Genomic DNA, 13376 nt, shown 5'->3' with positions numbered 1-13376 from the left:
TCACGCAGTGAAGTCGACCGGGTGCGCCGGAGTGATCCGTCGGACCCTCGGGCATGGATACGGGGAGCTGCGCGTGCCAACTGCCATCGCAGTGACCGGTGCCGACATGGCGCTGCCGGCGCAGGACGAGCGGACCCTGCCCGCCGTCGTGCTCGACGGCCTCGACCGGCAGCCGCTGGACCACTCGCTCGCCGCGCTGCAGTCGTTGATCGACCAGCACGGCCATGTGGTCGTCGTGTACTCCCATGCCGTGCCGCCCGCGGTGGACCAACGGCTGCGCACCGTGCGGTCCCTCCTCGAGAGCGACCGGATCGCTCTCTTCCGTCCTGAACTGCCGCCTCTCGGGATCGCCGTCCTGGCACGCCAGTTGAGACAGCTCGCCTCCTGCGACCTCAGCCCGGGCGTCCTCGCCTCGGCGGGCCGGCTGCTCACCCACTACCTGCACGCCGGGGCCCTGCTCGGCTCGGTGGCCAAGCTCGACCGGGTCCCCGTGGGCCTCAAGTCGCACGCCAAGTCCTGGGTGTCGGGCAGCCAGTTCGCCGTGCTCGCCCACCCCCAGCCGCAGCTCGTCAGGATCGCCCCGGACGCCACGCTGGCCGGCCCGGAGTTCGCCACCTCGATGCTCGTCGCCCGCGGCCAGCTCCAGTCCGACTGGGTCTCCGGGAGCCTGGCCAAGTCCTGGCGGATCCAGGGCCTGCGCGAGACCCCGTTGCCGGCCGAGTCCGCCGAGTGGTGGGGCACCGGCAAGCTGATCGAGTTCTGCACCTTCCTGCCCGACCTGTCCGTCCTTTACCAACTGGTCACCTCGGTACGGCAGAACATCTGTCACTGGTGCGGTATCGACGTCATCGGTGACCGGTGCGTCTTCTGTTCGGCCACCGCACCGGTGACGCCCGTACCCCAGCAACAACAGCTGCATCAGCAGCGCCGGCACCAACTGCCCGCCGGGTGAGCCGTACCGGATCGCCCCCGTCCCCGATTCCGCTCGACCTAGCCCCCCGAAAACGAGGTTGCACGGTTCTTGACTTCCTCCCCTTCGCGAACGAGAGGGGTTCCTACGGCTCGCGCCGTGGGGTTTTCTGCTTCACAGCCGACCGCCCGCCCGGAGTACTCCGTTGAGGTCTTACGCCAGCTCCACAGACAGACACGGCCAGCCCGGCCGCCAGAAGGTTCTTCGCCGCGTTCACGTCCCGGTCGTGAGTCGTGCCGCAGTCGCACGTCCAGGTGCGGACGTTGAGCGGCATCTTGTCCTGCAAGGTGCCGCAGGCGGAGCACAGCTTGGACGAGGGGAACCAGCGGTCGACGACCACGAGTTCGCGCCCGTACCAGGCTGTCTTGTACTCCAGCATCGCCCGAAACTGCGTCCATGCCGCGTCGCTGATCGCGCGGGCGAGGGTGTGATTCTTGACCATGCTGCGGACGGTCAGGTCCTCGATGACGACCACTTGGTTTTCGTGGACGAGTCGCGTCGAGAGTTTGTGCAGGCCGTCACGCCTTCGATCGGTGATCTTCGCATGGATCTTGGCGACCTTGCGCCGGGCCTTGGCGCGGTTGGCTCCCTCACCCTTGGCCTTCTTCGCCAGACGCCGCTGGGCCAGGCGCAGACGGCCACGGTCGCGGCGCTCGTGCCGGGGGTTGGCGATCTTCTCTCCGGTGGAGAGGGTCAGCAGGTGATCCAGGCCGACATCGACGCCGACCGCCGTGTCGATGGCCGCCAGCGACGTAACGCAGGGGTCCTCACACAGCATCGACACGAACCAACGCCCTGCCGCGTCCTGCGACACGGTCACCGTGGACGGCTGCGCGCCCCGGGGCAGCGGACGGGACCACACGATGGCCAGCGGCTCGCTCATCTTGGCGAGAGTCAGCTTCCCCTCACGGAAGCGGAACCCGCTGGTGGTGTACTCCGCGCTTTTGCGGGACTTCTTCCGCGACTTGAACCGTGGGTACTTCGCCCGCTTGCCGAAGAAGTTGGTAAACGCCACTTGCAGGTGCCGCAAGGTCTGCTGGAGCGGAACCGACGACACCTCGTTGAGGTAGGCCAGCTCCTCTGTCTTCTTCCATGTCGTCAGCAGCGCCGAGGTCTGGTTGTAGTTGACCCGCTCCTGCCGCGCCCAGGCCGCCGTACGGGCGGCGAGCGCCATGTTGTAGACCTTCCGCACGCATCCGAAGGTGCGCAACAGCTCGGCTGCCTGCGCATCCGTCGGATAGAAGCGGTACTTGAACGCCCGCTTCGCGTAGTTTGCGGCCACGCTCACAAACTAACGCTACTACTAGTTAAGATCAAATCCTTGGGCCACGGTACTGGGCTTCGCCCAGGTGTCGAATCCCGGCTGATCACCCTGCTCCGCAGGAGTCCGTTTCCTCCCCGGCCTGAAGGCCGGGGTTTCCTCGGAGGCACCCGATGAACTCCCGTCAGCGCCGCGGCGTGATACTCCTGCTCCTGTCGGTCCTGGGCGCCCTCGCGGCCTTCGCCGGCGTGCTGTCCGTCATCAACGACGTGAAGTCCAAGGTCGGCCCCGAGGTCACGGCGTACGAGGTCAAGAAGGACATCGAGCCCTACACCCGGCTCGCCGCGGCGCAGTTCGAGAAGACCGAGATGCCCGAGCGCTGGCTCTCCACGAACGCGATCACCGATCTCGCCGCGATCAAGGACAAGATCGCCGTGACGACCCTCAAGAAGGGCTCCCTGCTCCAGAGCGACATGATCGTCGACCAGCCGGCGCTGCAGCCCGGGCAGCAGGAGGTCGCCATCATGATCGATGCGGCGACCGGCGTCGCCGGCAAGATCACACCGGGATCGGCGGTCAACGTGTACGCCACCTTCGAGGGACAGCGGGAGGGTGATCCCGACCAGTCCAAGATCATCGTGACCAACGCCCGGGTCCTGGACGTCGGCGACCTCACCCCGCTCCAGCCCGACGCCGACGACCGCACCCGCGCGGCCACCGAGGCCCGCCCCATCACCTTCGCGCTCTCCGCCCTCGACGCCCAGCGCATCACGTACGCCGAGTCGTTCGCCAAGCGCGTCCGGCTCGCCCTGGTCGCCCCGGGCGAGACCGGCACCGTCCCCGAGCAGGACCGCACGTACGAACTCGCGAAGGACAAGTGAGAGGCCGCCATGCCCACGAGGATCCTCCCGGCAGTCGGCGACACGGACGCGGTCCGCTCCCTCACCACGCTGCTCAGCCAGCTCCCGGACGCCGAACCCGTCGCCCCGGTCACCGACTCCACCCAGCTCATCGACACCCTCGCCCGCCTGGCCGCCGAGTCCATCGACGAGCTGCCGGAAGTGGTCGTCGTCCACGAGCGGATCGGCCCCGTCCCGGCCCTGGAACTGATCCGCGAGGTGGCCCTGCGCTTCCCGGCCGTCGGCGTCATCCTCGTCACCTCCGACCTCAGCCCCGGCCTCTTCCAGGCCGCCATGGACTACGGCGCCCGCGGCCTCATCGCCCTCCCGCTCGGCTACGAGGAACTCGCCACCCGGGTGCACGCGGTCGCCCAGTGGTCGGTGGGCGTACGACGGCACCTGGGCGCCGCCACCGACGTCTTCACCGGCGTCGGCGGCACCGTCGTCACGGTCAGCGGTGCCAAGGGCGGCGTCGGCGCCACCACCACAGCCATCCAACTGGCCCTCGCCGCCCAGGCCTCAGGCCGCACCACCGCTCTGCTCGACATGGACCTCCAGACCGGCGACGTCGCCTCCTACCTGGACGTCCAGTTCCGCCGCTCGGTCGTCGACCTCGCCACCATCACCGACATCTCCCCGCGCGTCCTCGCCGACGCCGTCTTCCCGCACGACACGGGCCTCGCGCTGCTGCTCGCCCCCGGCGAGGGCGAACGCGGCGAGGAGGTCACCGAGCGCGCCGCCCGCCAGATCGTCAGCGCCCTGCGCTCCCGCTACGAGGTCGTGGTCGTCGACTGCGGGTCCCAGCTCAGCGGAGCGGGCGCGGCGGTCGTGGAGATGGCCGACACGGCCCTGCTGGTCACCACGCCGGACGTGGTCGCCGTACGCGGCGCCAAACGCGCCGTACGGATGTGGGACCGCCTCCAGGTCCGCAAGGCCGAGGAGACCACGGTCGTCGTCAACCGCCACAGCCGCGGTACGGAGATCCAGCCCGCGCTCATCCAGAAGATCACCGGAACCGGAGTCGCGGCGACCGTGATCCCCGCGAACTTCAAGGAGCTCCAGGGCGCGGTCGACGCGGGCCGGGTCCACGAACTCGACGCCAGAGGCACGGTCAAGCAGGCCCTGTGGGCCCTCGCCGGTGAACTGGGCCTGGTCAAGGGCACTGAGGTGAACTCCCATCGCAACGGGGGCCGGGAGCGGGGGGCGTTGACCCTTCGGCGACGCAGGGAGCTGGGGAGATGAACGCGCGCGCCTTCCGCGGGCCCCGGCGCGACGAGGGGCAGGTGACCATCGAGTTCCTCGGGATGACCCCGCTGATCCTGATCACCCTGGTGCTGCTGTGGCAGTTCGTCCTGCTGGGGTACACCTTCACGCTCGCGGGGAATGCTGCGGACGAGGCGGTACGGGCCGCGACGGCGGCGGCGCCGGGGGAGCGGGAGGCCGCATGCGAGGAAGCGGGACTGGACAAGCTGCCCGGCGCCTGGACCGGCGACGTGAACTGCGCCACCGGCGGCGGCTATGTCACGGCCGATGTCCAGCTGGACGTCCCCGTCCTCTTCCCGGGCTCGATCGCCTTCCCCTTCCAGGTCGACGGACACGCGGGCGCGGTGGAGGAGGACAAGGACTGAGATGTCGTACTCCCGGAAGACCCGAGAACACCGTGACGGTGGCCAAGTGGCCCTCGAATACCTCGGCTTCATACCGATCCTGATCCTCGTCGCCATGGCCGGCGTCCAGATCGGGCTCATCGCCTACACCGCCCAGCAGGCCGGCACCGCGGCCAGGGCAGGAGCGCGGGCGGCCTCGCTCGACCTCAGCGCGCAGGACGGCTGCGTGAACGCCATCAGCGACTGGCTGTCCGTCGACTGCGCCGAGGGCGGGGGCGGCGACTCGGTCACCGTCACCGCCACCGTCCAGATCCCGTCGATGGTCCCCGGCTGGAGCTTCGACCCCGCCGTCAAGACCGCCACCATGCCGCTCGACCACTGAACGAGGTACCCCCATGAGCCTGCGGTCCCGCATCAACACCCCCGAGGAGAACGGCAGTCGGGGCGAGGACGGACATCTCGTCTCCTCCTACCGGGCCAAGCTCCTGGAGGAGATCGACCTCGCGGAGATGAGCGCGCTGGCGGCGGCCGAGCGCAGGGCCCGCCTTGAGCGGGTGCTCGGGCACATCATCAGCCGCGAGGGACCGGTCCTGTCGACCGTCGAACGCTCGCAGCTGATCCGGCGGGTGGTCGACGAGGCCCTCGGCCTCGGCATCCTGGAGCCGCTGCTCGAAGACGCCTCCATCACCGAGATCATGGTCAACGGCCCCGACTCGATCTTCGTCGAACGCGGGGGCCGGGTCGAGCAGTTGCCGCTGCGCTTCCCGTCCCACGACCAGCTGATGCAGACCATCGAGCGAATAGTCTCGACGGTCAACCGGCGGGTGGACGAGACGAACCCGATGGTCGACGCGCGCCTCCCGTCCGGCGAGCGCGTGAACGTCATCATCCCCCCGCTGTCCCTGACCGGCGCGATCCTCACGATCCGCCGCTTCCCCCGCTCCTACACGCTCCAGGAACTGTCCGGCTTCGGCTCGCTCGACGAGCAGATGCTGTATCTGCTGGCGGGCCTGGTGCAGGCCCGCTTCAACATCATCGTGTCGGGCGCGACGGGCACCGGGAAGACGACCCTCCTGAACGCGCTCTCGGGCCTGATCCCCGAGGACGACCGGATCATCACCATCGAGGACTCGGCCGAACTCCAGCTCCAGCAGCGGCATGTGGTCCGGCTGGAGTCGCGTCCGCCGAACGTGGAGGGCCAGGGCCGGGTCACCATCCGCGACCTGGTCCGCAACTCGCTGCGCATGCGCCCCGACCGGATCGTGGTCGGTGAGGTCCGCGGCGGCGAGTCCCTGGACATGCTCCAGGCGATGTCGACGGGCCACGACGGCTCCCTCGCCACGGTCCACGCCAACAGCGCGGAGGACGCGCTGATGCGGCTCAAGACCCTGGCATCGATGTCGGAGGTCGAGGTCCCCTTCGAGGCCCTGCACGACCAGATCAACAGCGCGGTCGACGTGATCATCCAGCTCACCCGGTTCGCCGACGGCGCCCGCCGCATCACCGAGATCGCCCTGCTCGACAGTCACGGCAGCGAGCCGTACCGCCTGGTGACGGTGGCCCGCTTCAACCCCCAGCCGATGGCCGCGGACGGCCGGATCTACGGCCAGTTCGAGTACTTCCCGCTCCCGCGCCGTACCGTCGACCGCCTCTACATGGCGAGCCAGCCCACCCCCCAGGCCTTCGGCGTGGCCCAGTCCACAAGCCAGTTGGCCATCCGAGAAGCCAGGTAGGACCCCACGCTCATGGACCTCGACTCCCTGATCATGCTCACCACCGGCGCGACCCTGCTGGCCCTGGTCCTCGCCGTCGTGGGCCTGCACGTCTTCGCCAAGGGCCGGGCACAACGGGCGGCCCTGGTGGACCGTCTGTCGTCGGCGGGGCAGGTCGCGTACGTGGGCCGCCGCCGGTACTTCCGGGACCTGGACCGCCGGCTGCGGCGCACCCGGCTGGGCAGGCAGATCGAACTCCGCCTGGCGGCGACGGGGTTGGACGTGACGCCGGGTGAGTTCTTCGCCGCGATGCTCGCCGTGGTGGCGGGTCTGTGGCTGGTCGGCTCGCAGACGCTGGCGCCCTTCTTCGGCCCCATCGCCGGGCTCCTCGGCATCTGGGCGGCGGTCCAGTTCCTCAACTGGCAACGCCAGAAACGCATCGAGAAGTTCATCAACCAACTCCCCGAACTGGCCCGCATCCTGGCCAACGCCACCCACGCGGGCCTCGCCCTGCGCACCGCGATCGGCATGGCGGCGGAGGAACTGGAGGCACCGGCGGGGGAGGAACTGGAGAAGGTGGCCAACCAGTTGGCAGTCGGCGTCTCGATGGAGGACGCCCTGGACGAGATGGCGAAACGGCTACCGTCCCGGGAGCTGGTCGTCCTGGTGACGACGCTGGTCCTGTCGAGCCGGGCGGGCGGTCAAGTGGTCAGCGCGCTGCGCAACCTCACCGAGACGCTGGAGGAACGCAAGGAGACCCGGCGCGAGGTCCGCACACAGCTCTCCCAGGTGAGCATGACGTCGTACGCCGTCCCGGTGCTGGGCATCGGCTCGCTGTTCCTGATGAACGGCGTCAAGGACGGCGCCCTGGAACGCATGACCGGCTCACCGCTCGGCCAGGGGGCGGTGATCATCGCGTTCGCCCTGTACGCGGTCGGATTCATCCTCATCCGCCGCCTGTCCCGGATCGACGTCTGAGGGGGGTGCGGACATGATCGCTGTCGGACTGGCCCTGTTGATGGCCGTGAGCGTGTGGGGCGTCTTCGCGGGCATCCGCATGTACCGCGCGGAGGTGAAACTCCCGAGCGACCTGGTGCTGGCGCTGGAGGTGGGTTCGACCCGCACCGGCGCGGTGGACTCGTTGATCGACCGTATGGGCATGCGGTACGCCCCCGCGGTCCTTCGCCTGATGGGCCCCAAACAGGTGGCGAAGTACCGCCGCAAGATCGACCTGGCGGGCAACCCCGGCGGCCTGACCATCAACCGCTACGCGGCCCGCAGGGCGGTGTACGGCTTCCTCGGCGGCCTGGGTTTCCTGGTCTTCCTGCTGCGGGGACAGGTCTTGGTGGCGTTGTTGTTGCTGGCCTTCGGGGCGTTCTGGACGGAGGTCGGCATCTGGTCGGCGATCCGGGTGCGCAAGGACGTCATCGAGCGCACCCTCCCCGACTTCCTGGACGTGCTCGCGGTGGTGGTGAGCGCGGGCCTCGGCTTCCGCCAGGCCCTCGACCGAGTGGCCTCCAAGTACGAGGGCCCCTGGGCCGACGAACTCCGCATCACGCTCCGCCAGATGGACCTGGGCATGAGCCGCCGCCAGGCCTTCGCGGAGCTGAGGCGTCGCAACGACTCGGAACAGGTCGCGATGTTCGTGACGGCACTGCAGCAGGGCGAGGAACTGGGCGCGCCCATCGTGGACACCCTGGTCTCCCTGGCCAAGGACATGCGCCGCACGGACGCCCAGAACGCCCGCCGCAAGGCCGCCCGCGCGGTCCCCAAGGCCACCATGATGATCACCACCTTCATGGTCCCGGCCACGATGCTGCTGCTGGCCGCGGGTCTGCTGCTGGGCTCGGGCACCGACTTCGGCACGATCACGGGGAAGTAGGGGGTCGGGCTGTGTCGATGACGGGTGCGCGCAGACGCCTGCATGTGAAGGCGGAGGTGTGGGGCAGGGCCGCGGATTCGCGAAGGCCGGTGCATGCGGTGGGACACGCGGTCGCCGACGGCGATCATCCCCCACAGGGGCCACCCGCACCCGACGACGCGGGCCGCACAGGTGGTGCGGGTGGGAACACGAACCACGCGCACCGCCACGCACCCGCACTCGACATCCAGGTCAACGCCCTCCAGGCCATGTGCCGCCAGGTCTTCGGCTTCCGCCTCGCGATGATCGCCCTGGCCGCCCCCGCCGCTCTCCTCAACGCCAGTCCCGGCCTGGGCGCCCGCCTCGTAGGCGCCGCGGTCGTCATCACCTTCATCACTTCCTACGCCCTCTTCAGGGACTGGGAACGTTTCGGCCCCCTCCTCCTCCGCCACCCCACCCTCCTCGCCGCGGACACCCTCTTAGGCAGCCTCCTCCTGATCTCCGCCGGGCCCGACACCACGCTCGCCTACGTCAGCGTGTGCACCCCCCTCCTCGCCGGCATCGCCTACAGCTGGCGAGGCGCCGCGGTCTTCGCCTCCCTTCAGGCCCTGATCCTCCTCCTGGCCCAGACCGCCCTTCCGCACCCGAACACCACCCCCGCCGACACCCTCCTCCTCCCCGGCTTCTGCGTGATCACCGGCGCGGTCGGCTCCACCCTCCGCAACCTCCTGCTCCGCTTCGGCACGGCGACCCAGGCCCTCACCGCGATGAAGGCACGCCTGGCGGTGACGGAGGCGATCAGCGAGGAACGGGCCCGTCTGGCAAGGGAGATGCACGACTCGGTGGCGAAGACCCTGCACGGCGTGGCGCTGGCGGCGGAGGGCCTGGCGACCTCGGCGGCCGCCGACACCCCGGACCCGGCCCTCCTCAAGCAACAGGCGGAACTGGTGGCCAGGGCAGCCCGCAGAGCGGCGACGGAGTCCCGGGAACTGCTCACGGACCTACGGCGGGACCCAGACCCTTCCCCCACCACGGACATACTGACGGAACTGGCGATCCGCACAAGGAACTTCAGGGCGAGGACCACCCTCCCGACGACTTACCAGGGCCCTGTCGGCCGATTGCCCGTCCTGTCCGTCCCCCACTCGGTGGCCCGCCAACTCCTCTCCATAACCGAGGAGGCGATGGAGAACGCCCATCGCCACGCGCAGGCCACCCACATCGACGTCACCGCGGCCGTGGAGAACGGCCGGCTCCGCATCAGCGTCCAGGACGACGGCCGCGGCCTCCGCCCGGACACCACCCTCGAAGAGCTCCGCAGGGCAGGCCACTTCGGCCTGGTCGGCATGGTGGAACGCGCGGAGTCGGTGGGCGCCCGCATTCACATAGGCGAAGGCGCGGACGAGAAGGGCACGGAAGTCCGCCTGGAACTCCCTCTGACACCCCCACCAGCTGATCAATGACCACGAGAGGAGGCAGCGACATGCCGCACGAACCGACACCCCCCACTCCACGCCCGTTCGCGCTCTTCCCGACGGCACCGCAGCCCACCCCCGTCCGGATCGTCGTCGCCGACGACAACCCCGTGGTCCGAGCGGGCCTCACCGCCCTCCTCTCGGGCCACGAGGACATCACGGTCGTAGCGCAGGCGGCGGACGGCCGTGAGGCGTACGAGGCCGCGAGCCGCCACCGCCCGGACGTGATCCTCCTGGACGTCAGGATGCCGGGCGTGGACGGGATCTCGGCGCTCCCGTACCTGGTGCCGATCGCGCCGGTGCTGATGCTGACGTACAGCGGAGAGCCGGAGATCGTGCGGGAGGCGCTGCGCAGGGGAGCCGACGGCTACCTGGTGCACGGCGAGTTCACGGCGGACCAGCTGGTCGTGGCCGTGAGGGACACCAAGGAGGGCCGCGCCCACACCACCCCCACGGCAACGGCGGCCCTGCTCACCCAACTCCGCGATCCAAGTGCGACTGCACACGTCACCCCGCAACTCCCAACTGCCGTCTCCACAATTTCCCCGCAGGGGCTTTCGCAATTGCAACCATCTGTGGGACAGTCCTTGTCGGACCGGTCGCGTTTCCAACTCAGCGCGAGGGAGGCGGAGATCATGGACCTCATCGCATCCGGCATCAACAACCAGCAGATCGCCGCCGCCTGCTTCATCAGCGAGAAGACGGTCAAGAACCACATCAACCGCATCTTCGCCAAGCTCCACAGCACCAGCCGCTCCGAGGCCGCCGCCAAGTGGCTGGGCACGGCCCCGGGTTCGAACCGGGGAGTGGGGTGACCCGTGAAGACACCGACTTGGGCCCGGATTTGGGCCCAGGGACCCTCCGCAGAACCGACGACTCCGGCCTACGTTCCGGAGGTCGACAGCGATGACGCCGAAGGGGCCCACCATGAGCAACCGGTTCAACGACGACAAGGGTCAGACCGCGGTCGAGTACCTGGGGATCATCGCGGTGGTGGTGGCGATCGTGCTGGCGATCACGGGGACGGACATCGGCAGCACGATCTACGACGCGATCACCGAGCAGATCGCCAACGTGACCGGCGGCTGACGCGTCTCTTTCCGCACAGCGACGCAGGGCAGGCCTTCCCCATCTACATCACGGTAGTGGGGGGCCTGCTCTTGCTTGCGTTCGTCTATCTCGCGGTCGGCCAGGCAGCGGCCAATCGGAACAGAGCCCAGACCGCGGCCGACGCGGCTGCCCTGGCGGCGGCCCTGGACACCAGGGACAAGCTCACCGACGAGTGGGTGGAGAACGTACTCGATCCGACCAAGTGGAAGGACATCTTCCACGGCGGCGGAGTGGCGTACGGGGGGTGTGCGCGGGCGACCGAGTTGGCCGCGCAGAACGACGCGACCGTGCAGTGCACACCGCAGCCGGAGTTGTCGCCCCCGGGCTACAACGTCGTGTCGACGACCAACCAGCCCGTCGGAGATTCCATCGTCCCCGGCACCGAGGATGAGCACTCGACCGAGAAGGCCACGGCCGTGATCGAGCCGCGCTGCGAGTTCGAGCTCCCCGGCGTGGGTGCCGACCCGGCCGTGCTGCCGAAGCTCACGTGCGAGGACGGCGTTGACTGGAACCTGGACCCGAAGGACCTCACGGATCTCCCGAAACCCGAGGATCTCTTCGACGTCCACCTGGCGGACTGACAAGCTGACGACACCAGTGACGAAGGAAGCAGAGTGATGAGCATTCGGTTCACGGCGAAGGCCCGCAGGGGGATCGTCGCGCTGACGGTCGCGGCCGGACTGGCCGTCGGTGTGGCCGGCTGCGGCGGAGGCGGCGGCGATGACAAGAAGCCGGAGTCCTCGGCTTCCGCCTCCAAGGAAAGCGGCTCCCAGCCCAGCACGCAGGAAGGGCAGTCGGACGTGCCCATGGCCGAACTGAAGGGCCAGGACGGGCTGCTGCTCCAGATCGCCTCCGCCGAACGGGACGCCGGCGGCTTCGTCACCGTGAACGGCACCCTGAAGAACGACAGCGACAAGAGCGTCGTCGTTCCGGCGGCGGTGCGGGGTGACGAGACCGAGATCGTGAGGAACGGCCGGTCGCTGGGTGGCGCCACGCTCGTCGACTCGAAGGGCAAGAAGCGCTACTACGTGCTGCGGGACACGGACGGCCGCCCGCTGACCACGACAGGCTTCTCGACCCTCAAGGCCGGTGAGAGCCTCGCCGTGTTCATGCAGTTCCCCGCACCGCCCGAAGGCACGACAGAGGTGGCTTTCCAACTCCCCACCTTCGCCTCCGCCACCATCCAGATCTCCGGATGACCCCGACGATGACCGCCACCCACACCCCACCCCGCCTCGCCCTGGCCGTGACCGTCGCCTCGGTGCTGGTCGCCCTGACCCTCACCCCCGCACACGCGGACGGCGGCGACCCCAGCTATCCCCCCGGCACCGAGCCCTCCGCCACCGCCCCCGTCGAAGTCGACCCCAACGACCCGGACCTCAAGCTCCCCGAAGGCGCCACCCTCGCCGAAGCGAAGGTCCTGGACATCAAGCAGGTCGTCGAGGACCAGAGCGGAGACGAACGCCGCGAGGACACCAACGCGGACGTGAAGTTCGCCCTCCAGGCGGAGGTCCTGTTCAGCAAGGACAGCTCGAAGCTGAACGGTGAGGCAAAGGCCCGTATCTCCGCCATCGCGGCCGAGATCAAGAACCAGAACGCCACCCAGATCCGCGTCTTCGGCTTCACCGACAACCTCGGCAGCTACGCCCACGGCCTCACCCTCTCCCGCGAGCGCGCCAACGCCGTCCAGGACGTCCTGGACCAGGAACTGAAGGACTCCGGCATCACGTACGAGGTCCGCGGCTACTCGGAGGACTACCCGATCGCCTCCAACACGACGGAGACGGGCCGCAAGAAGAACCGCAGGGTGGAGGTGTCGTTCCCGCGGGGGGAGAGCTGAGCAGCCGAAAGGGGTGTGCGTGATTTACGCACGGCGCCTCTGATGTCATGACCCGCGTGCCCGCCGAAGCCCGTGATCGTGCTGCTCTGCGGAGTCGAAGGTGTCTTCCGTGATGTTGCACTGGTCCACTGCCGCCTGGCTGAGGGGTCCGGCCCAACTGGCCGCGGACACCGCGGCGGTGCATACGCTGAGCAGCCGGGAGTGCTGCGTGTGCTCCTCGTAGCTTCGCGGTGATCCCGTTGGCGACCTGAACCGCGGTCCGGAAGTCCGCGAGGTACCGGGCCTGCTCGCCTTTGCCGGGAACCGGCAGATCGACATCGGCGACGACATACCTACCGGGTACCAGGCGCACCTGGCGGTCGAGTGCGCCTAGGCACTCGGCGACGATCCAGGGCGCCACGTCCTTCCCGACCCCGCCGGTAAGGCCGGGCACCTCGTATTCCTGATAACCCCCGCCAGCCGTGATCTCCTCGGCACGCACCTGCACCGAGCCGTGCCCCGGCCACTTCACAGTGCAGCTCACCTGGGAACGGCTCTCCTGACCGGGCTCCAGCTTGGTGCCGTACTGATTCACTTCACCCGCGACCTCGTCAGGCACGAGCCCCTTCAGTCCTCGTACGGCAGTAACCCACCACAGGCAC

At 69.1% G+C, this 13376-nt stretch carries 15 protein-coding genes; 14 read left to right on the top strand and 1 reads right to left on the bottom strand.

Translation table 11 applies throughout. The annotated features are described in order from the left end of the window. Nucleotides 1-106: 106 nt before the first annotated feature. Nucleotides 107-952 (top strand): hypothetical protein, encoded by an 846-nt coding sequence (locus tag ACI2L1_RS01945; protein WP_404737417.1) that lies wholly within the window; start codon nucleotides 107-109, stop codon nucleotides 950-952. A gap of 103 nt (nucleotides 953-1055) precedes the next feature. Here ACI2L1_RS01945 and ACI2L1_RS01940 read toward each other — a convergent pair whose 3' ends face one another. Next, the gene (locus ACI2L1_RS01940; RefSeq protein ID WP_404737347.1) at nucleotides 1056-2258 is read right to left on the bottom strand and encodes an RNA-guided endonuclease InsQ/TnpB family protein; all 1203 of its coding nucleotides are present in this window, start codon (nucleotides 2256-2258) and stop codon (nucleotides 1056-1058) included. Nucleotides 2259-2404: 146 nt separating this feature from the next. On the opposite strand from ACI2L1_RS01940, the gene cpaB reads away from it, so the two are divergent. The 13 genes from cpaB (at nucleotide 2405) to ACI2L1_RS01875 (ending at nucleotide 12735) form a co-directional block, all read left to right on the top strand. Further along, on the top strand, nucleotides 2405-3112 hold the full coding sequence (cpaB, locus tag ACI2L1_RS01935) for a Flp pilus assembly protein CpaB (RefSeq protein ID WP_404737346.1): 708 nt from the start codon (nucleotides 2405-2407) through the stop codon (nucleotides 3110-3112). A gap of 9 nt (nucleotides 3113-3121) precedes the next feature. Continuing rightward, nucleotides 3122-4372, top strand: a complete 1251-nt coding sequence (locus ACI2L1_RS01930) for a CpaE family protein (RefSeq protein WP_404737345.1) — start codon at nucleotides 3122-3124, stop codon at nucleotides 4370-4372. Then, nucleotides 4369-4758 (top strand): TadE/TadG family type IV pilus assembly protein, encoded by a 390-nt coding sequence (locus tag ACI2L1_RS01925; protein WP_404737344.1) that lies wholly within the window; start codon nucleotides 4369-4371, stop codon nucleotides 4756-4758. Before ACI2L1_RS01930 ends, ACI2L1_RS01925 begins: the two co-directional genes overlap by 4 nt. A 1-nt stretch (nucleotide 4759) precedes the next feature. Next, on the top strand, nucleotides 4760-5119 hold the full coding sequence (locus tag ACI2L1_RS01920) for a TadE/TadG family type IV pilus assembly protein (RefSeq protein ID WP_404737343.1): 360 nt from the start codon (nucleotides 4760-4762) through the stop codon (nucleotides 5117-5119). A gap of 13 nt (nucleotides 5120-5132) precedes the next feature. Further along, entirely contained in the window at nucleotides 5133-6470 is a 1338-nt protein-coding gene (locus ACI2L1_RS01915) for a CpaF family protein (RefSeq protein ID WP_404737342.1), read from the top strand. 12 nt (nucleotides 6471-6482) lie between these two features. Then, entirely contained in the window at nucleotides 6483-7427 is a 945-nt protein-coding gene (locus tag ACI2L1_RS01910) for a type II secretion system F family protein (protein WP_404737341.1), read from the top strand. A gap of 13 nt (nucleotides 7428-7440) precedes the next feature. After that, on the top strand, nucleotides 7441-8331 hold the full coding sequence (locus ACI2L1_RS01905; RefSeq protein ID WP_404737340.1) for a DUF5936 domain-containing protein: 891 nt from the start codon (nucleotides 7441-7443) through the stop codon (nucleotides 8329-8331). A gap of 17 nt (nucleotides 8332-8348) precedes the next feature. Then, nucleotides 8349-9773 (top strand): sensor histidine kinase, encoded by a 1425-nt coding sequence (locus tag ACI2L1_RS01900; RefSeq protein ID WP_404737416.1) that lies wholly within the window; start codon nucleotides 8349-8351, stop codon nucleotides 9771-9773. 20 nt (nucleotides 9774-9793) lie between these two features. Continuing rightward, nucleotides 9794-10600, top strand: a complete 807-nt coding sequence (locus tag ACI2L1_RS01895; RefSeq protein ID WP_404737339.1) for a response regulator — start codon at nucleotides 9794-9796, stop codon at nucleotides 10598-10600. A 112-nt stretch (nucleotides 10601-10712) separates the two neighbouring features. Then, nucleotides 10713-10874 carry a Flp family type IVb pilin gene (locus tag ACI2L1_RS01890; RefSeq protein WP_280897346.1) on the top strand — a complete coding sequence of 54 codons (162 nt, stop codon included), beginning with the start codon at nucleotides 10713-10715 and terminating at the stop codon, nucleotides 10872-10874. Next, nucleotides 10871-11476, top strand: a complete 606-nt coding sequence (locus ACI2L1_RS01885) for a pilus assembly protein TadG-related protein (protein WP_404737415.1) — start codon at nucleotides 10871-10873, stop codon at nucleotides 11474-11476. Before ACI2L1_RS01890 ends, ACI2L1_RS01885 begins: the two co-directional genes overlap by 4 nt. Nucleotides 11477-11512: 36 nt before the next feature. Next, complete coding sequence (locus ACI2L1_RS01880; RefSeq protein ID WP_404737338.1) at nucleotides 11513-12094, top strand: hypothetical protein; 582 nt, start codon at nucleotides 11513-11515, stop codon at nucleotides 12092-12094. An 8-nt stretch (nucleotides 12095-12102) separates the two neighbouring features. Continuing rightward, nucleotides 12103-12735 carry an OmpA family protein gene (locus ACI2L1_RS01875; RefSeq protein WP_404737337.1) on the top strand — a complete coding sequence of 211 codons (633 nt, stop codon included), beginning with the start codon at nucleotides 12103-12105 and terminating at the stop codon, nucleotides 12733-12735. Nucleotides 12736-13376 lie beyond the last annotated feature (641 nt).

This window comes from Streptomyces sp. NPDC019531 (genome assembly GCF_044903305.1).
Lineage (GTDB): Bacteria > Actinomycetota > Actinomycetes > Streptomycetales > Streptomycetaceae > Streptomyces.
The sequence above is the reverse complement of the archived record's forward strand: the minus strand, read 5'-3'. Positions and strand labels throughout refer to the sequence as shown.

Coding starts and splice junctions, on each gene's coding strand:
- ACI2L1_RS01945 (WP_404737417.1), top strand. CDS start 107: ATGGCGCTGCCGGCGCAGGACGAGCGGACCCTGCCCGCCGTCGTGCTC.
- cpaB (WP_404737346.1), top strand. CDS start 2,405: ATGAACTCCCGTCAGCGCCGCGGCGTGATACTCCTGCTCCTGTCGGTC.
- ACI2L1_RS01930 (WP_404737345.1), top strand. CDS start 3,122: ATGCCCACGAGGATCCTCCCGGCAGTCGGCGACACGGACGCGGTCCGC.
- ACI2L1_RS01925 (WP_404737344.1), top strand. CDS start 4,369: ATGAACGCGCGCGCCTTCCGCGGGCCCCGGCGCGACGAGGGGCAGGTG.
- ACI2L1_RS01920 (WP_404737343.1), top strand. CDS start 4,760: ATGTCGTACTCCCGGAAGACCCGAGAACACCGTGACGGTGGCCAAGTG.
- ACI2L1_RS01915 (WP_404737342.1), top strand. CDS start 5,133: ATGAGCCTGCGGTCCCGCATCAACACCCCCGAGGAGAACGGCAGTCGG.
- ACI2L1_RS01910 (WP_404737341.1), top strand. CDS start 6,483: ATGGACCTCGACTCCCTGATCATGCTCACCACCGGCGCGACCCTGCTG.
- ACI2L1_RS01905 (WP_404737340.1), top strand. CDS start 7,441: ATGATCGCTGTCGGACTGGCCCTGTTGATGGCCGTGAGCGTGTGGGGC.
- ACI2L1_RS01900 (WP_404737416.1), top strand. CDS start 8,349: ATGACGGGTGCGCGCAGACGCCTGCATGTGAAGGCGGAGGTGTGGGGC.
- ACI2L1_RS01895 (WP_404737339.1), top strand. CDS start 9,794: ATGCCGCACGAACCGACACCCCCCACTCCACGCCCGTTCGCGCTCTTC.
- ACI2L1_RS01890 (WP_280897346.1), top strand. CDS start 10,713: ATGAGCAACCGGTTCAACGACGACAAGGGTCAGACCGCGGTCGAGTAC.
- ACI2L1_RS01880 (WP_404737338.1), top strand. CDS start 11,513: ATGAGCATTCGGTTCACGGCGAAGGCCCGCAGGGGGATCGTCGCGCTG.
- ACI2L1_RS01875 (WP_404737337.1), top strand. CDS start 12,103: ATGACCGCCACCCACACCCCACCCCGCCTCGCCCTGGCCGTGACCGTC.